Source organism: Pseudomonas cremoricolorata DSM 17059 = NBRC 16634 (assembly GCF_000425745.1).
Taxonomy (GTDB): domain Bacteria; phylum Pseudomonadota; class Gammaproteobacteria; order Pseudomonadales; family Pseudomonadaceae; genus Aquipseudomonas; species Aquipseudomonas cremoricolorata.
The window spans coordinates 199,213-219,871 of sequence record NZ_AUEA01000006.1 but is presented as its reverse complement, the minus strand read 5'-3'; the positions used below and the strand labels follow the sequence as shown (position 1 = coordinate 219,871).

Annotated in this window: 18 protein-coding genes; 16 read left to right on the top strand and 2 right to left on the bottom strand. The window is 63.8% G+C overall.

Annotation, left to right across the window (positions count from 1 at the left end; all coding sequences use genetic code 11):
• Positions 1-48 precede the first annotated feature (48 nt).
• From H618_RS0107700 to H618_RS0107625, 16 genes are all read left to right on the top strand, one after another.
• Positions 49-357, top strand: coding sequence for a type II toxin-antitoxin system RelE/ParE family toxin (locus H618_RS0107700; protein ID WP_028694525.1), 309 nt, complete (start codon positions 49-51; stop codon positions 355-357).
• A complete protein-coding gene (locus H618_RS0107695; RefSeq protein ID WP_028694524.1) occupies positions 354-635 on the top strand; it encodes an addiction module antidote protein in 282 nt (93 codons plus the stop codon). The genes H618_RS0107700 and H618_RS0107695 overlap by 4 nt, the downstream gene beginning before the upstream one ends.
• 166 nt (positions 636-801) lie before the next feature.
• Entirely contained in the window at positions 802-2,931 is a 2,130-nt protein-coding gene (gene flhA / locus H618_RS0107690; RefSeq protein WP_028694523.1) for a flagellar biosynthesis protein FlhA, read from the top strand.
• Between the two features lie 11 nt (positions 2,932-2,942).
• Positions 2,943-4,253: a flagellar biosynthesis GTPase FlhF gene (flhF, locus tag H618_RS0107685; RefSeq protein ID WP_028694522.1), complete on the top strand. Its 1,311-nt coding sequence runs from the start codon at positions 2,943-2,945 to the stop codon at positions 4,251-4,253.
• Between the two features lie 82 nt (positions 4,254-4,335).
• Positions 4,336-5,178 carry a flagellar synthesis regulator FleN gene (gene fleN, locus H618_RS0107680; protein ID WP_211232357.1) on the top strand — a complete coding sequence of 281 codons (843 nt, stop codon included), beginning with the start codon at positions 4,336-4,338 and terminating at the stop codon, positions 5,176-5,178.
• Positions 5,175-5,915 carry an RNA polymerase sigma factor FliA gene (fliA, locus tag H618_RS0107675; RefSeq protein WP_028694520.1) on the top strand — a complete coding sequence of 247 codons (741 nt, stop codon included), beginning with the start codon at positions 5,175-5,177 and terminating at the stop codon, positions 5,913-5,915. The genes fleN and fliA overlap by 4 nt, the downstream gene beginning before the upstream one ends.
• A 182-nt stretch (positions 5,916-6,097) precedes the next feature.
• Positions 6,098-6,472: a chemotaxis response regulator CheY gene (locus H618_RS0107670; RefSeq protein WP_154660632.1), complete on the top strand. Its 375-nt coding sequence runs from the start codon at positions 6,098-6,100 to the stop codon at positions 6,470-6,472.
• Between the two features lie 16 nt (positions 6,473-6,488).
• Entirely contained in the window at positions 6,489-7,277 is a 789-nt protein-coding gene (locus H618_RS0107665; protein ID WP_028694518.1) for a protein phosphatase CheZ, read from the top strand.
• A 12-nt stretch (positions 7,278-7,289) separates the two neighbouring features.
• The gene (locus H618_RS0107660; protein ID WP_028694517.1) at positions 7,290-9,557 is read left to right on the top strand and encodes a chemotaxis protein CheA; all 2,268 of its coding nucleotides are present in this window, start codon (positions 7,290-7,292) and stop codon (positions 9,555-9,557) included.
• Positions 9,558-9,602: 45 nt separating this feature from the next.
• On the top strand, positions 9,603-10,742 hold the full coding sequence (locus H618_RS0107655; protein ID WP_028694516.1) for a protein-glutamate methylesterase/protein-glutamine glutaminase: 1,140 nt from the start codon (positions 9,603-9,605) through the stop codon (positions 10,740-10,742).
• On the top strand, positions 10,742-11,482 hold the full coding sequence (locus tag H618_RS0107650; RefSeq protein WP_028694515.1) for a flagellar motor protein: 741 nt from the start codon (positions 10,742-10,744) through the stop codon (positions 11,480-11,482). The genes H618_RS0107655 and H618_RS0107650 overlap by 1 nt, the downstream gene beginning before the upstream one ends.
• A gap of 3 nt (positions 11,483-11,485) precedes the next feature.
• Positions 11,486-12,343, top strand: coding sequence for a flagellar motor protein MotD (gene motD, locus H618_RS0107645; RefSeq protein WP_028694514.1), 858 nt, complete (start codon positions 11,486-11,488; stop codon positions 12,341-12,343).
• Positions 12,344-12,422: 79 nt separating this feature from the next.
• Complete coding sequence (locus tag H618_RS0107640; RefSeq protein WP_028694513.1) at positions 12,423-13,211, top strand: ParA family protein; 789 nt, start codon at positions 12,423-12,425, stop codon at positions 13,209-13,211.
• The gene (locus H618_RS0107635; RefSeq protein ID WP_028694512.1) at positions 13,211-14,116 is read left to right on the top strand and encodes a CheW domain-containing protein; all 906 of its coding nucleotides are present in this window, start codon (positions 13,211-13,213) and stop codon (positions 14,114-14,116) included. The genes H618_RS0107640 and H618_RS0107635 overlap by 1 nt, the downstream gene beginning before the upstream one ends.
• 46 nt (positions 14,117-14,162) lie before the next feature.
• On the top strand, positions 14,163-14,642 hold the full coding sequence (locus tag H618_RS0107630) for a chemotaxis protein CheW (protein WP_028694511.1): 480 nt from the start codon (positions 14,163-14,165) through the stop codon (positions 14,640-14,642).
• A gap of 1 nt (position 14,643) precedes the next feature.
• Positions 14,644-15,039, top strand: a complete 396-nt coding sequence (locus tag H618_RS0107625) for a DUF2802 domain-containing protein (RefSeq protein ID WP_028694510.1) — start codon at positions 14,644-14,646, stop codon at positions 15,037-15,039.
• 37 nt (positions 15,040-15,076) lie between these two features.
• On the opposite strand, the gene H618_RS21405 is transcribed toward H618_RS0107625, so the two are convergent.
• A complete protein-coding gene (locus H618_RS21405) occupies positions 15,077-17,833 on the bottom strand; it encodes a dermonecrotic toxin domain-containing protein (protein ID WP_033727559.1) in 2,757 nt (918 codons plus the stop codon).
• 84 nt (positions 17,834-17,917) lie between these two features.
• Positions 17,918-20,659 carry a dermonecrotic toxin domain-containing protein gene (locus tag H618_RS0107615; protein ID WP_028694509.1) on the bottom strand — a complete coding sequence of 914 codons (2,742 nt, stop codon included), beginning with the start codon at positions 20,657-20,659 and terminating at the stop codon, positions 17,918-17,920.

Genomic DNA, 20,659 nt, shown 5'->3' with positions numbered 1-20,659 from the left:
TCCATCAAGCTGGTTGTCGATGTGTAGTCGTTCGGCTACATTGCGCCTATGAATACACTCCTCCGAACCCACGAATTCGATGCATGGCTTAAAGGCTTGAAGGATGTGACGGCGCGTCTGCGGATCGTGAGCCGCATCATGGCTGCACAGGAAGGTAATTTCGGTGACTCTGAGCCCGTCGGAAGTGGCATCAGTGAAATGAGAATCTTTGTTGGACCGGGTTATCGTGTTTATTACGCCAGGCGTGCTGAAGTGGTGTATCTGCTACTGTGTGGCGGTAACAAATCGTCGCAAAAGCGCGATATAAAGCTCGCGAAATCCATCCTCGACGAGATCGAGAAGGCAGACAGTCAATGAGAGAGCTCAAGGTTTTCGAAGCATCGGATTACCTGAATGATGAGGAGGAAATTGCGCAATTTCTGAGCATTTCCCTCCAGGACCCGAACCCTGATGTATTCCTTCGCGCGTTACAGGAAGTGGCAAAAGCGCGCGGTATGAGCCAGCTTGCACGCGATGCCGGGATCAACCGTGAAAGTCTGTACAAGGCGCTGGCCCCAGGTGCAAAGCCCCGATACGACACGGTGCTGAAGGTAGTCAACGCGTTGGGAGTGAAGCTGACCGCCCAGCACTCGTGAAAGGCGCCACTGGGCGCCTTCTGCTCCAATTGGCCATTCTATCCAAGCAGCGATGAGCCTCGGGTTCGCGTCTCATCGGCACCCATCGACAAAGTTGGACAGCTTCTTGCAAAGCCACGCCCAGGCGCCGCGCTGGCGTCAAAGTTTTGCTTGAAGAGGACTCTCGGTGGATCGTTCGCATCTGATCAGTCATGCCCGCAACAACCTCGCCGGTCTCGGTCGGGGCAGCCTGGGTGTGCCGCTGCTGTTGCTGGTGATGCTGGCAATGATGATGTTGCCGATCCCGCCGTTTCTGCTCGACGTGTTCTTCACCTTCAACATCGCGTTGTCGATCGTGGTGCTGCTGGTCTGTGTGTACGCCTTGCGCCCGCTGGATTTCGCGGCGTTCCCGACCATTCTGCTGGTGGCGACGCTGCTGCGCCTGGCGCTCAACGTCGCTTCGACGCGGGTGGTGATGCTGCATGGTCATGAAGGGCACCAGGCCGCAGGCCAGGTGATTCAGGCCTTCGGTGAGGTGGTGATCGGCGGCAACTACGTGGTCGGTGCGGTGGTGTTCGCCATCCTCATGATCATCAACTTCGTGGTGGTGACCAAAGGTGCCGGGCGCATCTCCGAGGTCAGCGCACGCTTTACCCTCGATGCCATGCCCGGCAAGCAGATGGCCATCGATGCCGACCTCAATGCCGGTCTGATCGATCAGAACCAGGCCAAGCTGCGCCGCGCCGAGGTTGCCCAGGAGGCCGAGTTCTACGGCTCGATGGACGGTGCCAGCAAGTTCGTGCGCGGCGACGCTATCGCTGGCCTGCTGATTCTGTTCATCAACCTGATCGGCGGCATGCTGGTGGGCATGTTGCAGCACGGCATGCCGTTCGGCGAAGCCGGCAAGGTGTATGCCTTGCTCACCATCGGTGACGGTTTGGTGGCGCAGTTGCCGTCGCTGCTGCTCTCTACCGCCGCGGCGATCATGGTCACCCGTGCCTCCAGCTCCGAAGAGATGGGCAAGCTGATCAACCGGCAGATGTTCGATTCGCCCAAGGCGCTGGGCGTTTCCGCCGCGCTGATGATGGTCATCGGCATGGTCCCGGGCATGCCCCACGTGGCCTTCATCGGCCTGGGGCTGGCAGCCGCCGGCGGTGCCTACCTGGTGTGGAAGAAGAAGGAGCAGGCGCAGGCCGTGGCCCTGGAAGAGGTCAAGCGCCAGCAGGATCTGCTGCCCTCGCCACAGCGCGCGCAGGAAACCAAGGAGCTGGGCTGGGACGACGTCACGCCGATCGACATGATCGGCCTGGAAGTAGGCTACCGGCTGATTCCGCTGGTCGACCGTAACCAGGGTGGGCAGTTGCTGGCGCGAATCAAGGGGGTGCGCAAGAAGCTCTCCCAGGACCTCGGATTCCTCATGCCAACGGTGCATATCCGCGACAACCTCGACCTGCAACCCAGCGCCTATCGCCTGACCCTGATGGGGGTGATTCTGGCCGAAGCCGAGATCTACCCGGATCGCGAGCTGGCGATCAACCCCGGTCAGGTGTTCGGCACCCTCAACGGGATTGCCGCGCGTGATCCGGCGTTTGGCCTCGAGGCCGTGTGGATCGACGTCGCGCAGCGCTCCCAGGCGCAGTCGCTGGGCTACACCGTGGTCGACGCCAGTACCGTGGTGGCGACCCACCTCAACCAGATCTTGCAGAAACACTGCCACGAACTGATCGGCCACGAAGAAGTGCAGCAGTTGCTGCAGGTGCTGGCCAAGGCTTCGCCTAAACTGGCAGAGGAGCTGGTGCCGGGCGTCATTTCTCTGTCGGGGCTGCTCAAGGTCCTGCAGGCATTGCTCAGCGAACAGGTGCCGGTGCGCGATATTCGCACCATTGCCGAGGCCATCGCCAACAACGCCGGCAGGAGTCAAGATACTGCCGCGCTGGTGGCGCAGGTGCGCGTCGGATTGTGTCGCGCCATCGTGCAAAGCATTGTCGGCGTTGAGTCCGAGCTGCCGGTGATCACCCTTGAGCCAAGATTGGAACAGATCTTGCTCAATAGCTTGCAGAGGGCCGGACAAGGCCAGGAAGACGGTGTCTTGCTGGAACCGAGCATGGCCGAGAAGCTGCAGCGTTCGTTGATCGAAGCGGCCCAGCGTCAGGAAATGCAGGGTCAGCCTGCCATTCTGCTGGTGGCCGGCCCGATCCGCGCCATGCTCTCGCGCTTTGGCCGGCTGGCTGTACCGAACTTGCATGTGTTGGCGTACCAGGAAATTCCGGACAACAAGCAAGTCACCATCGTTGCCACTGTGGGCCCTAACGGCTGAGGTAGTGGGATATGCAAGTGAAGCGTTTTTTCGCCGCCGATATGCGACAGGCCATGAAGCTGGTTCGCGATGAGCTGGGCGCTGATGCCGCCATCATCGGCAACCGGCGCATTGCCGGCGGCGTGGAACTCACTGCCGCGCTCGACTACAAGCCCTCGGCGCTGGCGCCGCGGGTGCCCAACATCGCCCTGGAAGAAGAACTGCGCAAAACCCAGTCGCGCATCGTCAGCGCCCAGGCCGAGCTGTCCAGCCGCAACGACACCGATGAAGGCAACCGCCAGCTGTTCGCCGGCCTTTCGCTGACCGCCTCCGAGCCGCTGGTCGAGCCACACACCGAAGCCCCGGCCAGCGCTCCGGCAGCGGCCCCAGCGGCGGTCGATCCGCGCCTGTTCGACGCCATGCGCGCCGAACTGTCGGGTCTGCGTGAGCTGCTCGAAGTGCAGCTCGGTTCGCTGGCCTGGTCGCAATTGCAGGGCAGCAAGCCGCAGCAGGCCAACGCCTGGCGGCGTCTGCAACGCATTGGCCTGAGCGGCGCTCTGGCCCACGAGCTGCTGGGCATGACCGCCGAGATCGACGATCCGCGGCACGCCTGGCGCATGGTCCTGGCGCACCTGGCGCGGCGCATCGAGGTGCCGGATATCGAGCCGATCGAGCAGGGCGGGGTGATCGCCCTGGTTGGCCCTGCGGGCATGGGCAAGACCACCACCCTGGCCAAGCTGGCGGCGCGCTACGTGCTCAAGTACGGCTCCAGCAGCCTGGCCCTGGTGAGCATGGACAGTTTCCGTATCGGTGCTCAGGAACAACTGAAAACCCTCGGCCGCATCCTCAACGTGCCGGTGACCTACGTCGACCCCGGCGAGTCGCTGGCCCAGGCGCTCGAGCCACTGCTGCGCAAGCGGGTGGTGCTGATCGATACCGCCGGCCTGCAAGCCAGTGATCCGGCGCTGCGCATGCAGCTCGACACCCTGGCCGGGCGCGGTATCGCGTCGAAGAACTATCTGGTGCTGGCCACCACCAGCCAGAAACAGGTGCTGTCGGCGGCGTATCACAGCTACAAGCGCTGTGGGCTGGCCGGCTGCATTCTGAGCAAGCTCGATGAAACCGCCAGCCTGGGCGAAGTGCTCAGCCTGACCATCGGCCATCAGTTGCCAATTGCCTATCTCACCGATGGGCCACGTATTCCCGAAGACCTGCACCTGCCGCGCAAACACCAGCTGGTGAGCCGCGCGGTCAGCGTGCAGATGCAGGACGAGCCCAGCGAAGAGGCCATGGCCGACATGTTCGCTGATCTCTATCACCATCCCGGGAAGCGGGTGGGTTGAGCGATGTGCTGCGAAAAGTACCAACAGAACGGGGCGGGCGTTTTGCTCCACAAGTGGCATGGGTCCAAGCGAGACAAGGTAAATAACAGACATGGGTAGCATGCATCCCGTACAGGTAATCGCCGTCACCGGCGGTAAAGGCGGCGTCGGCAAGACCAACGTTTCAGTCAACTTGTCTCTGGCGCTGGCAGAACTGGGGCGCAGAGTCATGCTGCTCGACGCCGACCTGGGTCTGGCCAATGTCGACGTGCTGCTCGGTCTGACCCCCAAGCGCACCCTGGCCGACGTCATCGAAGGCCGCTGCGAGCTGCGCGACGTGCTGTTGCAGGGGCCGGGCGGCGTGCGTATCGTCCCGGCCGCCTCCGGCACGCAGAGCATGGTGCACCTGCAGCCTGCGCAGCATGCCGGGCTGATCCAGGCCTTCAGCGAGATCGGTGACAACCTCGACGTGCTGGTCATCGACACCGCCGCCGGTATCGGCGACTCGGTGGTGAGCTTCGTGCGCGCCGCCCAGGAAGTGCTGCTGGTGGTGTGCGACGAACCGACCTCGATCACCGATGCCTACGCGCTGATCAAGCTGCTCAACCGCGACTACGGCATGAACCGCTTCCGCGTGCTGGCGAACATGGCCCAGAGCCCGCAGGAAGGGCGCAACCTGTTCGCCAAGCTGACCAAAGTCACCGACCGCTTCCTCGACGTGGCGCTGCAATACGTCGGTGCCGTGCCTTATGACGAATGCGTACGCAAGGCGGTGCAGAAGCAGCGTGCGGTGTACGAAGCCTTCCCGCGCTCTAAATGCGCGCTGGCCTTCCGGGCCATTGCGCAGAAGGTCGACAGCTGGCCGCTGCCGGCCAACCCGCGCGGCCATTTGGAATTCTTTGTCGAGCGCCTGGTACAACCCACCAGCGCAGGGCCGGTGCTATGAGCGCGAGCGGGTTCAAGATGTACAGCCGAGCGTCCAAGGATGCGCAATACGAACTGATCGAGCGCTACGCGCCGTTGGTCAAGCGCATCGCCTATCACCTGCTGGCGCGCCTGCCGGCCAACGTGCAGGTGGAAGACCTGATCCAGGCCGGCATGATCGGCCTGCTCGAGGTCGCCAACAAATACGACGCCAGCAAGGGCGCCAGCTTCGAGACCTACGCCGGCATTCGCATCCGCGGCGCCATGCTCGATGAGGTGCGCAAGGGCGACTGGGCACCGCGTTCAGTGCACCGCAACACCCGTATGGTCAGCGATGCCATGCGCGCGGTAGAGGCCAGAACCGGACGTGACGCTAAAGATCACGAGGTTGCTGCCGAACTCAAGATGGGGCTGGACGATTATTACGGCATTCTCAACGATACCTTGGGCAGTCGCCTGTTCAGTTTCGACGACCTGCTGCAGGACGGCGAGCACGAGGGACTGCACGAAGACGGCGCCAGCGGACAGCTGGAGCCGGGCCGCGATCTGGAGGAGGAACGCTTCCAGAGCGCCTTGACCGAGGCCATCGCCAACCTGCCGGAGCGTGAGCGCCTGGTGCTGGCGCTGTACTACGACGAAGAGCTGAACCTCAAGGAAATCGGCGAGGTGCTGGGGGTCAGCGAGTCGCGTGTCAGCCAGTTGCACAGCCAGTGCGCCGCGCGCCTGCGCAGTCGCCTCGGAGAATGGCGCGCGCGGTAGCGACAAGCTGTAAGCCGCAAGCTACAAGTGAGCGTACCGCGTAGCCCCTGTGACACCCTGCAGTTCAGGCGACACCTGTCAGCTTGGCGCTTGCCGCTCACAACTTGCCGCTGATATTTAGGGGCGCGCTCGGCGCCGAGCGCGTGATAAGACTGTTTGGAGATGGTTAATTGAACAAAGACATGAAAATCCTCATCGTTGACGATTTCTCGACGATGCGGCGGATCATCAAGAACCTGCTGCGCGATCTGGGCTTTACCAACACCGATGAGGCCGACGATGGCACCACGGCGCTGCCGATGCTCGAGAAGGGTCACTACGACTTCCTGGTGACCGACTGGAACATGCCGGGCATGTCCGGCATCGACCTGCTGCGCAAGGTGCGCGCCGACGAGCGCCTGAAAAGTCTGCCGGTACTGATGGTCACCGCCGAAGCCAAGCGCGACCAGATCATCGAAGCGGCCCAGGCCGGGGTGAACGGCTATGTGGTCAAGCCTTTCACCGCCCAAGTGCTGAAAGAAAAGATCGAGAAGATCTTCGAGCGCGTGAATGGCTGAGTCGCCGGAGGGCGCAATGCAATCTATCGATACCTCTCTGGGTGAGTTCGAAGGCACCCTGAAAAAACATGCCCGTGAACTGGTCGACAGCCTCGAGCGTGGCCATTTCGGCGACGCCGTGCAGCTGATTCACCAGCTCAACCAGACCCGCGACCGCGGCCTGTACCACGAGGTCGGCAAGCTGACCCGCGAGCTGCACAGCGCCATCGTCAGTTTCCAGATCGACCCGCGCATGCCGCAGGCCGAGGAAGTGTCGCAGATCACCGACGCCACCGAGCGTCTGAGCTACGTGGTCAAGCTGACGGAAAACGCGGCCAACCGCACCATGGACCTGGTCGAGGAAAGCACCCCGGTGCTCAACGGTCTGTCAGAAGAAGCCAAGGCGCTGAGCAGCGACTGGCAGCGTTTCATGCGCAAGGAAGTCTCGGCCAGCGAGTTCCGTGACTTGGCCAAGCGCGTCGACGGTTTTCTGACGCACAGCGCCGAAGGCAATCGCAAGGTTTCCGGCCACCTCAACGACATTCTGCTGGCCCAGGACTTCCAGGACCTGACCGGTCAGGTGATCAAACGCGTCACCGCGCTGGTGACCGAAGTCGAGAGCAACCTGCTCAAATTGGTGTTGATGGCCAGTCAGGTCGATCGCTTCGCCGGCATCGAACATGACCATCAGCAGCTGCGCGATGAAAAAGATCATGAAAAACATCCCGCCCGAGGTGAAGGTCCGCAGATTCATGCCGATAAGCGTGAGGACGTCGTGTCCGGTCAGGACGATGTAGACGATTTGCTATCTAGCCTTGGTTTTTAAGGAGCACGTTCAATGAGCTTCGGCGCCGATGAAGAAATCCTCCAGGATTTCCTGGTAGAAGCCGGCGAAATTCTCGAGCTGTTGTCCGAGCAGCTGGTCGAGCTGGAAAGCCGACCCGACGACGCGGACCTGCTCAATGCGATCTTTCGCGGGTTTCACACGGTAAAGGGGGGCGCCGGCTTCCTTCAGCTCAATGAGCTGGTGGAGTGTTGTCACATCGCCGAGAACGTGTTCGACATTCTGCGCAAGGGCGAACGCCGCGTGGATTCGGAGCTGATGGACGTGGTCCTGGAGGCGCTGGACACGGTCAACAGCATGTTCGGCCAAGTCCGCGAACGCAGCGAAGTCACCCCGGCGACGCCGGAATTACTCGCTGCCTTGTCGCGCCTGGCCGAACCTGCCGGCGCCCAAGCTCCTGCGCCCGTGCCGGTTGCGGCTGAGCCTGTGCCTGCCCCTGAGCCGGTGGCGCCAGCGCCTGCCGAGGCGAGCGCGACAGACGCAGACATCACCGACGATGAATTCGAGCAATTGCTCGACTCGCTGGATGCGGTGAAAGCCGAAGCCGCTGCGGCCCAGCAGGCGCCTGCTGCACCGCTCGCCGCGCCGGTCGCTGGCGAGGGTGACGAGATCACCGATGCCGAGTTCGAATCGTTGCTCGACCAACTGCATGGCAAGGGCCAGTTCTCGGCGCAGACCGTTGCCGCAGCGCCCGAAGCACCGGCAGCGGCCCCGGCCAGCGATGACATCACCGACGATGAATTCGAAGCACTGCTCGACCAGCTGCACGGCAAGGGCACTTTCGCCGCCGATGCGCTGCCGGGCGTGAGCGCGGCGCCGAACGCCAGCGCTGCGTCCGTCGACGCGCCCGCACCGGCCACCGCGGGTGCGAGCGATGCGCACATCACCGAGCATGAATTCGAAGCGCTGCTCGATCAGTTGCACGGCAAAGGCCAGTTCTCGGCCGCATCGAGCCCAGCGCCGGTCGCGGCGGCCGCCAGCGCACCGGCTGCTGCCGCGCCTGCCGCGGCCAAGCCTGCGCCCGCACCTGCGCGCAGCTCTGCACCTGCCGCGCGCAGCGCTGCTGCACCGGCGGAAAAACCCGCCAGCGAAGCGGAAACCACCGTGCGCGTCGACACCGCGCGGCTCGACGAGATCATGAACATGGTCGGCGAGCTGGTGCTGGTGCGTAACCGCCTGGTGCGCCTGGGCCTGAACAGCGGCGATGAGGCCATGTCCAAGGCGGTGTCCAACCTCGATGTGGTCACCGCCGACCTGCAGACCGCGGTGATGAAAACCCGCATGCAGCCGATCAAGAAGGTCTTCGGGCGCTTCCCGCGGCTGGTTCGCGACCTTGCCCGGCAGTTGAAGAAAGACATCAACCTGGAGCTGGTCGGCGAAGAAACCGACCTCGACAAGAACCTCGTCGAGGCTCTGGCCGACCCGCTGGTGCACTTGGTGCGCAACGCCGTCGACCATGGCATCGAAATGCCCGAAGAGCGCGAAGCCTCCGGCAAGGTGCGCACCGGGCGGGTGGTGCTGTCGGCCGAGCAGGAGGGCGACCACATCCTGCTGTCGATCTCTGATGATGGCAAAGGCATGGACCCTAACGTGCTGCGCGCCAAGGCCGTGGAAAAGGGCCTGATGGACAAGGACGCCGCCGACCGCCTGAGCGAAACCGACTGCTACAACCTGATCTTCGCTCCAGGCTTCTCGACCAAGACCGAAATTTCCGACGTCTCGGGCCGTGGCGTGGGCATGGACGTGGTCAAGACCAAGATTTCCCAGCTCAACGGCTCGATCAACATCTTCTCGGCCAAGGGCCAGGGTTCGAAGATCGTCATCAAGGTGCCGCTGACTCTGGCGATCATGCCGACGCTGATGGTCATGCTCGGCAACCAGGCGTTCGCTTTCCCGCTGGTCAACGTCAACGAGATCTTCCACCTCGACCTGTCGCGCACCAACGTGGTCGACGGTCAGGAAGTGGTGATCGTGCGCGACAAGGCGCTGCCGCTGTTCTACCTCAAGCGCTGGCTGGTACAGGGTCAGGCCCACGAGGAACAGCCAGAAGGCCATGTGGTGATCCTCTCGGTCGGCACCCAACGGATCGGCTTTGTCGTCGATCAACTGGTCGGCCAGGAAGAGGTGGTAATCAAGCCGCTGGGCAAGATGTTGCAGGGCACGCCAGGCATGTCGGGAGCCACCATCACCGGTGACGGGCGCATCGCGCTGATCCTCGATGTGCCGAGCATGCTCAAGCGTTACGCAGCACGGCGTATTTGATTTCGGCGGCGCACCCTCGACGGCGCGCCGCCTAACGGAGTGTTTATGGCAGTCAAGGTCCTGGTGGTGGATGATTCGGGTTTCTTCCGCCGCCGCGTCTCGGAAATCCTCTCGGGCGACCCGACGATCACCGTCGTCGGCACCGCGACCAACGGCAAGGAAGCGATCGACCAGGCGCTGGCGCTCAAGCCTGATGTCATCACCATGGATTACGAAATGCCCATGATGGATGGCATCACTGCGGTGCGGCACATCATGCAGCGCTGCCCGACCCCGGTACTGATGTTCTCCTCGCTTACCCATGAAGGCGCGCGGGTCACCCTCGACGCCCTCGACGCCGGTGCCGTGGACTACCTGCCGAAGAACTTCGAGGACATCTCGCGCAACCCGGACAAAGTCCGCCAGATGCTCTGCGAGAAGGTGCACACCCTGGCGCGCAGCAACCGCCGCTTCGGTAGCTACAGCGCCCCGGCAGTCGCTCCGGCGCCTGCTGCCGCAGCGGCCTCCCCGACGCCCAGCGTCACCCCGCAGCCCAGCCACAGCAGCCCGCGTGCAAGCATTGCCAGCCGCGCCCCTGCCGCCGCGCATGCACCGTCGGCCAGCAGCCCGGCGCCGCGGCGCAAGGCCTACAAGCTGGTCGCCATCGGCACCTCGACCGGCGGGCCGGTAGCGCTGCAGCGGGTGCTGACGCAATTGCCGGCCGGCTTCCCGGCACCGATCGTGTTGATCCAGCACATGCCTGCGGCCTTTACCAAGGCCTTCGCCGAACGCCTCGACAAACTCTGCCGCATCAGCGTCAAGGAAGCCGAAGATGGCGACGTGCTGCGCCCGGGCCTGGCGCTGCTGGCCCCCGGTGGCAAGCAGATGATGGTCGACGGACGCGGAACGGTGAAGATTCTGCCTGGCGATGAGCGCCTCAACTACAAGCCCTGCGTGGACATCACCTTCGGTTCTGCGGCCAAGTCCTACAGCGACAAGGTGCTGGCCGTGGTGCTGACCGGCATGGGCGCCGACGGCCGCGAAGGCGCGCGCCTGCTCAAGCAGGCCGGCAGCACGGTGTGGGCGCAGGATGAAGCCAGTTGCGTGATCTATGGCATGCCCATGGCGATCGCCAAGGCCAATCTGGCCGATGCGGTGTACAGCCTCGATGAAATCGGCCGGCACCTGGTCGAGGCCTGCATCTGATGGATGTGCTCAGCCTGATCGGTCTGATCCTGGCTTTCGTAGCCATCGTCGGCGGCAATTTCCTCGAGGGCGGGCATGCCGGCGCGCTGATCAACGGCTCGGCGGCACTGATCGTACTGGGCGGAACCCTGGCGGCGGCGTTGCTGCAATCGCCGCTGCCGGCGTTCAAGCGGGCGCTGTACATCCTGCGCTGGATTCTGTTCCCGCCCAAGGTCGACCTGGCCGGTGGCATCGACCGGGTGGTGAACTGGAGCCTGACCGCGCGCAAGGAGGGCCTGCTGGGCCTGGAAGGGGTGGCGGATCTCGAGCCTGACCCGTACGCGCGCAAGGGCCTGCAATTGCTGGTCGACGGCGCCGAGCCCGAGGCGGTGCGCAGTATTCTGGAGGTGGATTTCATCACCCAGGAAAGCCGCGATATTCAGGCAGCGAAGGTGTTCGAGTGCATGGGCGGCTATGCGCCGACCATCGGCATCATCGGTGCCGTGATGGGGCTGATCCATGTCATGGGCAACCTGGCCGATCCGGCGCAACTGGGTAGCGGCATTGCCGTGGCCTTCGTCGCCACCATCTACGGCGTGGCCAGTGCCAACCTAGTGCTGCTGCCGGTTGCCAACAAGCTCAAGGCCATCGTCATGCGCCAGTCGCGCTACCGCGAGATGCTCCTCGAAGGCCTGCTGTCGATCGCCGAGGGCGAAAACCCGCGCTCCATCGAGCTGAAGCTGCAAGGCTTCATGGAGTAGACCATGCGTCGTCGTCGCCCCCTGGAAGAGCCTGAAAATCATGAACGCTGGCTGGTGTCGTATGCCGACTTCATTACCTTGCTGTTCGCCTTCTTCGTGGTGATGTATTCGATTTCTTCGATCAACGAGGGCAAGTACAAGGTCGTTTCGCAAGCGCTACTGGGGGTGTTCAACGACCCGGAACGCAGCCTGCGCGCCATTCCCATCGGCGACGAGCGGCCGCTCAGCGTGCGTCCGGCGCAGCCCCTGATCAAGGACAGCGAGCAGGACGACGCAGGCCTTGGGCAAACCCCCAGTGACGCGCTCAAGACCATCAGCGACGACGTCAACGCCGCGTTCGGCGACCTGATCGCCTCCAGGCAGATGACCGTGCGCGGCAACGAGCTGTGGATCGAGATCGAGCTCAATTCGTCGTTGCTGTTCGGCAGTGGCGATGCCATGCCCAGCGACGCGGCGTTTTCCATCATCGACCGGGTGGCCGGCATCCTCAAACCGTTCGCCAACCCGATTCACGTCGAAGGCTTCACCGACAACCAGCCGATCCGCACCGCGCAGTACCCGACCAACTGGGAGCTGTCTTCGGCGCGTGCGGCGAGCATCGTGCGCCTGCTGGCGCTCAACGGCATCGACCCCGGGCGCATGGCCTCGGTCGGCTATGGCGAGTACCAGCCGGTGGCCAGCAACGACAGCGCCGATGGCCGTGCGCAGAATCGCCGCGTGGTGCTGGTGATTTCCCGCAACCTGGAAGTGCGTCGCAGCCTGACCGCCACCGGCGCGGCCAATGCCACGCCTGATGCCGCCCTGCGCCGGGCTGGCACACAAAGTGCACCAGCCACTCGAGCGACGGCGGGAGAGTCCTGATGCCGTCAAATCTTCGTCACCGAATCAATGGACCAATCCCGGCCTGGCGCTCTGCCAACCCGGGAGGAAGCAGCGCACGATGAGAGTCTGGGCAGTCGCCAATCAAAAAGGTGGGGTCGGCAAGACCACCACCACCATCGCTCTGGCCGGGTTGCTGGCCGAGGCGGGCAAGCGCGTGGTCGTCGTCGACCTCGACCCGCACGGCTCGATGACCAGCTATTTCGGGCACAACCCCGACGCCCTCGAGCACAGTTGCTACGACCTGTTCCTGCACAAGGGCGCGGTTCCCGATGGCCTGCCTGGGCAACTGCTGCTGCCGACCAGCGATGAGCGTATCTCGCTGCTGCCTTCGAGCACCGCGCTGGCGGTACTGGAGCGGCAATCGCCGGGGCAGAGTGGCCTTGGGCTGGTGATCGCCAAGAGTCTGGCGCAGCTGTGGCAGGATTTCGACTTTGCCCTGATCGACAGCCCACCCTTGCTCGGCGTCCTGATGGTCAACGCGCTGGCTGCCAGCCAGCAGCTGGTGGTGCCGGTGCAGACCGAGTTCCTCGCGGTCAAGGGCCTGGAGCGCATGATCAGCACCCTGGCGATGATCAACCGCTCGCGCAAGCAGCCCTTGCCATTCCAGATCGTGCCGACCCTGTTCGACCGTCGCACCCAGGCGTCACTGGGCACCTTGAAGCTGCTGCGTGACAGTTACCCCGAGCACGTCTGGCAGGGTTACATCCCCGTCGACACGCGCCTGCGTGATGCCAGCCGTGCCGGCGTCACGCCCAGCCAGCACGATGGCAAGAGCCGTGGCCTGATCGCTTACCGGGCGCTGCTCAAGCACCTGTTGACCTACCGCAACGCACTGCAGGTGGCGTGATGAGTTCGATTCGCCCGATTACCAGCAAGCCGCAACTGGCGTTGCAGTCTTACCTCGATGGTCTGTTGCAGGATGCCACCGAAGGGTTCGATGACGACGTCGCGCCGTTGGCGGCCACGCCCGAAAGCGGCGAGGGTGATGAGTTCGCCGCCGCGGTGCGCGAAGAACAGCGCCGCGACGCCGACCGCCAGGCCGCCGAGCCCGCTGCCGCGCCTGCGCGGCCATTCGCCGAGCCTGCGCCCAGCCGCCTGCCCGAGCTGCTGGCTATGCCCCAGGCGCCGTTGGCACTGGTCGAGAGCCCAGAGCGGGTCGAGGCGTGCGCGCCGCCCGCGCAAGTCGAAGAGGTCACGCACAAGCCGCCGGTCGCCGCGCTTGCCGAGGTGCACCTGCCGGCGGCCGTCACGCCACCCCCGGCGGTGCCGGGCAATGGTCGTCCGGCCTGGGCGGCGGAGCCGTTCGAATGCCTGTTGTTCGATGTTGCCGGGCTTACCCTGGCGGTGCCGCTGGTGTGCCTTGGCTCGATCTATCCCCTGGCAGGCCAGGACCTGACGCCACTGTTCGGCCAGCCCGACTGGTTTCTCGGCATCCTTACCTGCCAGGGCGGCAACCTCAAGGTGCTCGACACCGCCCGTTGGGTGATGCCCGATCGCTACCGCGACGATTTCCGCCAGGGGCTGCAATACGTGATCTCGGTACAGGGTTACGAGTGGGGTCTGGCCGTGCATCAGGTCAGCCGCTCGCTGCGTCTGGACCCGGATGAAATCAAATGGCGCAGCCAGCGCGGACAGCGCCCCTGGCTGGCCGGAACCGTGATCGAACACATGTGCGCGTTGCTCGACGTCGCCGAACTGGCCGAGTTGATCGCCAGCGGCGCCGTCAAGCAACTGCACGCTCACCATCAATGACACAGCCGTACACACCGCCAGAGGCGGACATCGAGGGGTTAGGGGAATGAAAAAATCGTCTGCGCAGGGCTCCGAAGACCCGATCCTGCAATGGGTCACCTTCCGCCTGGACAATGAGTCCTATGGCATCAACGTCATGCAGGTGCAGGAGGTGCTGCGCTACACCGAGATCGCGCCGGTGCCGGGTGCGCCCAGCTACGTGCTGGGCATCATCAACCTGCGCGGCAATGTGGTCACCGTGATCGACACGCGTCAGCGCTTTGGCCTGATGCCGACCGAGGTCACCGACAACACCCGCATCGTGATCATCGAGGCCGACAAGCAAGTGGTCGGCATTCTGGTCGACAGCGTCGCCGAGGTGGTCTACCTGCGCCAGTCCGAGATCGAGACCGCACCGAACGTCGGCAACGACGAGTCGGCCAAGTTCATCCAGGGCGTGTGCAACAAGAACGGCGAACTGCTGATTCTGGTCGAGCTGGACAAGATGATGACCGAAGAAGAATGGTCCGAGCTGGAGAACATCTGAGTTGATCTTCGAGGTGGCGGTGCTGCTGCTGGCGTTGCTGTGGGCGCTGAGTCTGTGGTTGTTCCTCAACTACAGCAAGCGCCAGCGTCAGCTGATGGCCGAGCAGGCGCTGGGCGATGCCATTCGCGACCAGCGCATCAAGGACCTGGCCAAGCGCCTGGACGACTACCAGAAAGGTACGGTGCAGATGGGCGAAGCGCTGTTCGAGTTGCGCAAGGTGGTGGCACCGCTACCCGACAAACTGCAACAGCTCGAACAGCGTGACCCAAGCAGCGTCACCTTCAGCCAGGCCGCCAAGTTGGTGGGCATGGGGGCCAGCGTCGATGAGCTGACCCAGACCTGCGGCCTGACCCAGGCTGAAGCGCAGCTGATGAGCAAGCTGCACCGCAGCAGCTGATCGGCCTTGTTTGCTCAGGTCGGCTGGGCGATGCCGCTCAGGAATGACCCCATGAGCCGAGGTGGCCGACCTTGGCCACCCGGACCAGCGGCAGCCGCGCGTCACGCACGGCAGTGAAACCTGCCAGGTCGATATGGCTGGTGCTGTTGATCAGCGGTATCAGGTAGAGGTTGGACAGTTGCCGCAGCATGCGCAGTTCAGGTAGTTGCCGCTCGACCACGTCGGTGAACAGTGCCGGGCCGGTCAGGCGGCTCAGTTCGCTGGCAAAGTGCAGAAAGCCGCGCGGGTCTGCGACTCGGTCGGGCCTGAACCGATAGGCGTCTGGGGTTGCCAGGTAGCGCGCGTGCATTTCCTCGGAAATGGCCAGCAGGGTTGGGTTGCCGGCATGGCTGCCGATCATGCTGGTGTTGTACAGGCAATGCATGTTCAGCCCTTCGTTCTGCATCGCCGGGTGCAGCAGTAGGCCATCGGCACTGGTGTTCAGCTCGACGCTGTCGAGCGCGGCTGCGTGAGAGACCTCGCCAGTGCTTTCGCGCAGGGTCAGCAACCGATCATCGACATCCATGTACAGCCCCCCTTCACTGTGCAGCATCGGGTAGCGCAGTACGTCGCAGGCCGAGGCATAGTTGCGCGCCACGCCGCCGTTGCCGTCGAGCGCCGCCTGGTACTGGGCGTAGTTGTCGGACTGCATGAACTGCTCGAAGAAGGCTTGTCGCTCCAGCGGCTGAACCTCGATGCCGGGCGCCTTGATGCTCAGTTGCAACAGGTTGTCGGTGTACGCCTGGAGGCTGGCTTCAGAGAGGAACAAGCGATAGCGGTAGGTGCTGTCTTGCAGGCAGCGGGCATTGTTCGCCAGTCCCTCGAGCACCTTGGCCGGCAGGCGTTGATCGCCCACCCACAGCGAGAGGATCTGGCGAGGGATGGCCTGGGCGTCGTCCGGCCACACCGCAGGCACCGGCAACGGCAGCGGCAAGTCGACACCTAGCGCCAGCAGTGAGGCGCGGCGGCTGGCGTTATTCACACTGCGCCCCGGGTGCGCCAGGCGCAGGTTGCCGGTGCCTGGCTCGGCTTCGTACAGGTTGGGTTCTACTTCGTTGAGCTGCGCCTGGTCGATGAAGCGGTCGCGCTCCAGGTCGTAGACCAGTTCCAGCTCCTCGATGTAGCCCGGGTACGGTTCCAGGCAGCCGCTGAGTCGATCGAGATGACCGTTGTACTGCGCACGCCGATACACCGCCTGTGCCACATCGTGGTCTGCACCTGGCAGTGGCTCGATCCGCGTCGGTTGCTGGAAATACGGCGCAACGTCGATGTCCGGCAAGCGCGGCGCATCGAGCGGACTGAGCGGATAGCCCCATTGCCCGTTGACTTCGCGGGGCAGCACGAAGCCGTCCTGCCAGCTCTGGAACAGCGCTTCGGCTTTCTTCAGCGCGCTGCCGACCAGCGGTGCGGCGTTGAACAGGCCATAGCTGACGTCTGCTACCCCTTCGAGCTGACGCTGCAAGGTCTTGCCGTTGATCGCATCATCCAGGCCGATGCCCAGTTGCACGATACCGCCGAGCGCCAGCAGCGGCGCCAGTCCTGGCACCACGAAGCTCATGGGCAAGACCAGGTTGAGGGTGGCATTGAGGTAGTCGCGCCATTTGCGCTGATCGACCTCGGCCTGGCTGGTGATCAGCCACTGCGCGTCATCGAAGCTGCGCTGGCGCTGACGTTCCGCCATTGCCTGGAACAGATCGCCACGCAGGTGCGGGTTGTACTTGCCAGGGCGGTAGTTGACGTAAGTGCGCGGCGGCCAGGTTCCGTCGTCGTTGAACGGGCCATGTTCCGGCGGCAAGTGATGCCACTCGGGGTAGGCACCCAGGCCCTCCAGCGCAGTGTCCAGGCCACTGAAATCGACGCCCTGGGGGCGATCGGCGAGGCGAAAGTGCTGCTTGAGCCGTTCGCGCCGTGCCGGGTCCTGGCACTGCACGCCGATCCAGTCCTTGAGCTGATCTTCGCTGGCGAACTCCAGCAGCGGCGAGCTGTTGCCGGGCATGTACAGCACGGTCAGGTCGCTGGCTGATTCATTCAGGTAGAGCAGGTCGGTGGCGGCGTAGCCATAGATGTTCAAGGTGCTCAGGCGCAAGCCACTGCCACGCGGCAGCAGTTCAGCGGCGCGCCACACCAGGCGCCTGGCCGCCTCGCTGAGGCTGCCTTCGGCCACCTGCTTGTTGCACGCCGCCACCAGACTGAGCTTGCAGCTCAGACGGTGCTCGGCAAGGTGCTCGTTCCAGTAGCGCTCGAGCATTTGCAGGTAGCGCTGGTGAAAATCCAGGTTCTGCAAGTATCGCTGCAATGCCTCTGCCGGCACGTCCAGCCGGGTGCTGTCGTCGTAGCGCGGCGGCTCGGTGCGGCGGAACAGACCATTGAATACCTGGAACCAGCCGCTGTTGTCGGTCAACGGCTGCTCCGGCAGTTTTTCGACCAGCTCGAAGGTACTGCCGCTTGGCCACTGCCCGGCCCAGGGCTGTTGGATGAGCGCCGCGAATAGGTCATTGGCCGATTCGCCCTGCCAGTTGCTCAGCACGGCTTGAGTCAGGCTCGCCCGCTGGATGATCTGGGCCTGGTAGTGTCCGGGCTGATGCGGGTGCAGATGCAAGGTGACGACGTCGATCTGTTCTGGCGGCAGTTGCACGTGGTATTGCGCGAGCCACTGGCCCATGGCCTGGTTGGCCGCCCGGTCGGGGCGCGGCAGGTGCGCGAGGTGATCGCGCACGTATTGAATGCCGGCGGTGTTGATGAGGCTGGTGTTCATGATCGCTCCGATGCTGAGGGAAAGGCCTCAGCATCGGCTGGCGATGGTGTCGACGGACGGTAGATAGGCAGCGCCTGCAACCGACTATTGGTGCTGCCAGCTGCGCGCGCTGCCGATCGAGGCGACCTGGTTGAGTGGCACCTGTTCACGCAGAACCTCCAGAAAGCGTCTGAGGTTGAGCGTGGTATGCAGATCATGCACAGGCGAGACGATCAGGTTGCACAGCTCGCGCAGTTGCCGTAGCCATGGCAGGCGCTGATCGATGACATCGTTGAGCACGGCAGGTCCGGTCAGCTGGTTGAGCTGCCGCGCATAGGCGTCGAACAGCGCAGGCTGCAACAGCGCATCCGGCCGGCTCTGGTAGAACGTGGGCTGCAACTGATAGCGGCCGAGGATTTCATCGGAGATGGCGTCCAATGTCGGATTGCCGGGATGGCTGCCGATCAGGCTGTTGTTGAATTTGATGTACATGCCCATCTGGTCGTTGGACACCGGCGGTGCCAGCAGCAGGCCATCGGCCGTGGTACTCAACTCGACTCGATTCAGAGGCAGGCTTGCGGGCTCGGCCGAGTTGGGCAGCAGAATCAGGTCGTCGGCGTCCAGATACAGCCCCCCGGCGTGCGCCAGCATGCGATAGCGCAGAATGTCGCAGGCTGAGGCGAAGTTGCTCAGCGTGCCTGGGGTGTTACCCAGTGCCGCCTGATACTGAGCGTAGTAGGGCGACTCGAGGAAGTCGTGGAAGAACGGCTGCTCTTCGAGTCTGAGCACCTCCAGCGCAGGGGCCTGGGCGCGCAGCAGGGCGAGGTTGTCCTGATAGATGATCAGGTCTTGCTGCGACAGCAGCAGTCGATAGTGGTACTCGCTGTTTTCCAGGGCGCGGGCATTGTGCGCCAACGCCTCGATGTACGGGCTGGTCAGTGGTCGGTCACCGAGCCAGATACTGCTGATCAGGCGTGGAATGGGGGTGCGCGGCAGGGCGGCATAAGGCGTGAAGTCGATCGGCAGGTCGACTTCGATGCCCAGGCTGCGCAACCGCGCCATGCGTCCCTGGTCAGTGACCGGGCGCTCCGGGTCGTCACGCCTGACCAGCACCTGGGGGTCGTCCTCGGCAGGTATCCAGCGCTGTGCTTCAGGCTCACCGGCTTGGCGCTGGCGCACGAAGCTGTCGCTGCCCAGTTCGTATTCCACCCATTCAGTGACCACGCCGTCTTCGCTGCGCAGGCGGGCGGAAAAACAGTGCAACAGCCCCGAGTCGATACGCCGGATCACCGCCTGATCGGCTGCCTCGGGACTGGGCAGCGACTCGCGGAAGGCGGCCTGCGCCGGCTGCAGTTCCAGTTCGTCCATCACCGGTGCTGCACCGACCCGCTCGCCCAACAGTGTGTCGAGGCGGGTGCTGGAGAAGAACCCCGGTTGACGGTAGCGATATACCGCGCTCGCCTGCCTGACGCCGGTGCCAGCCAGTGGCACGGCGTTCAAAAGCCCGAACACTCCCATTTGCACGCCGGCCGCCTGCTCTTCGGCGTCGCGTCCGTGCAGCAGTTTGTCCATGCCCAGGGCGAACTGGGCAAGACCGCCGAGGGCCAGCAGCGGGGTCAGCACGGGCAAGACCATCGCCACCGGCGCAAGCATGCCCAGGGCGATGTTGAGATAGTGGGTCCAGTTGGCCTTGTCGATCTGATGATTGCTGACGATCTGGCTGTCTGTATCAGCGTATGAGCGCTTCTGCCGCAAGCGCGCCAGGTGGGCGAACAGGTCGCCGCTGATGGGCGGGCTGTAGCGCTCGGCACGATAGTCGACGATTTCCTCCGGTTGCCAGGTACCGCTGGTGGTGAAGCCTGGGCGTTGGGTCGATAGACGGTAGGCCTTGGGATAGACCCCTAGCCCCTTGAGCGCGGTACGTACGCCGCTGAATTCCAGACCGTCTGGCCAGTCGGCCGGGCTGAAACACTGCAGCAGTACCTTGCGCCTGGCCGAATCGCGGCATTGCTCGGCGAACCAGCGCTGCATGCTCGGGTGGTCGGCGAACTCGTGGAACGGGTAGCTGTTGCCGGGGATGTACAGCAGGGTCAGGCCCGTACGGATCTGGCGCAGGCACAGGATCGAGCTGCTGGTATAGCCATACACGTTGAGCATCGACAGGTGCAGCGTTGCATGCGGGGTCGGCAGCAGCCCGGCTGCCTGCCAGGCCAGCTGCCGGCCTGCCTCGCTAAGGCTGGCCTGGATGACCTGACGGTTGCAGGCGGCAATGAAATTGATTTTCACGGCGCGGCGGTAGAGCTCCAGGTTGGCCTGCCAGTACTTGTCCAGCAGCAACTTGTAGGATTTGTGAAAGTGCAGGCTCCAGATGAAGCCCTGGAAATCCTCGGCACGGATCGCTACGCGGGTGCTCGGGCTGTACTCGGCGGGGTCGCTGCGCCGGTACAGGCCATTGAACACCTGGTGATCGGAATAGTTGGAGAACACGTCATGGGTGTCCAGGCGCTCGACCAGGCGCAATGGCCCGGCGGGGGCGGTACCGGCCCAGTCACCGTAGTGGAATCCGCCGTAACCGGAGGCTGTTTCGCCTTGCCAGTTGCACAGCAGCGCCTCGACCAGGTTCATCTTCTGCGTGATGACCGCATTTTCGCGAAAGTGCTGACGGCCTTCACCCAAGGGTTCGAGCTGGTAATGGAAGGTGACCATGTCCAGCTCGAGCGGCGAGTCGTCGACACCGCGAGCGCTCAGCCACTGGCGCAGGGCGTTCAGCGCGAGGCTGTCGGGGCGGGGGAAGTCGCGCAGCGCGGCGCTGACCAGCGGCAGGTTTTCGGCAGGAATGTCTTGCAT

Bases quoted from the DNA above. Each gene is read 5' to 3' on its own strand.
- H618_RS0107640 (WP_028694513.1), top strand. From the start codon at position 12,423: ATGAGAGTCTGGGCAGTCGCCAATCAAAAAGGTGGGGTCGGCAAGACC.
- motD (WP_028694514.1), top strand. From the start codon at position 11,486: ATGCGTCGTCGTCGCCCCCTGGAAGAGCCTGAAAATCATGAACGCTGG.
- H618_RS0107650 (WP_028694515.1), top strand. From the start codon at position 10,742: ATGGATGTGCTCAGCCTGATCGGTCTGATCCTGGCTTTCGTAGCCATC.
- H618_RS0107665 (WP_028694518.1), top strand. From the start codon at position 6,489: ATGCAATCTATCGATACCTCTCTGGGTGAGTTCGAAGGCACCCTGAAA.
- H618_RS21405 (WP_033727559.1), bottom strand. From the start codon at position 17,833: ATGAACACCAGCCTCATCAACACCGCCGGCATTCAATACGTGCGCGAT.
- H618_RS0107615 (WP_028694509.1), bottom strand. From the start codon at position 20,659: ATGCAAGACATTCCTGCCGAAAACCTGCCGCTGGTCAGCGCCGCGCTG.
- H618_RS0107695 (WP_028694524.1), top strand. From the start codon at position 354: ATGAGAGAGCTCAAGGTTTTCGAAGCATCGGATTACCTGAATGATGAG.
- fliA (WP_028694520.1), top strand. From the start codon at position 5,175: ATGAGCGCGAGCGGGTTCAAGATGTACAGCCGAGCGTCCAAGGATGCG.
- H618_RS0107630 (WP_028694511.1), top strand. From the start codon at position 14,163: ATGAAAAAATCGTCTGCGCAGGGCTCCGAAGACCCGATCCTGCAATGG.
- H618_RS0107655 (WP_028694516.1), top strand. From the start codon at position 9,603: ATGGCAGTCAAGGTCCTGGTGGTGGATGATTCGGGTTTCTTCCGCCGC.
- H618_RS0107660 (WP_028694517.1), top strand. From the start codon at position 7,290: ATGAGCTTCGGCGCCGATGAAGAAATCCTCCAGGATTTCCTGGTAGAA.
- flhF (WP_028694522.1), top strand. From the start codon at position 2,943: ATGCAAGTGAAGCGTTTTTTCGCCGCCGATATGCGACAGGCCATGAAG.
- H618_RS0107635 (WP_028694512.1), top strand. From the start codon at position 13,211: ATGAGTTCGATTCGCCCGATTACCAGCAAGCCGCAACTGGCGTTGCAG.
- H618_RS0107670 (WP_154660632.1), top strand. From the start codon at position 6,098: ATGAAAATCCTCATCGTTGACGATTTCTCGACGATGCGGCGGATCATC.
- H618_RS0107700 (WP_028694525.1), top strand. From the start codon at position 49: ATGAATACACTCCTCCGAACCCACGAATTCGATGCATGGCTTAAAGGC.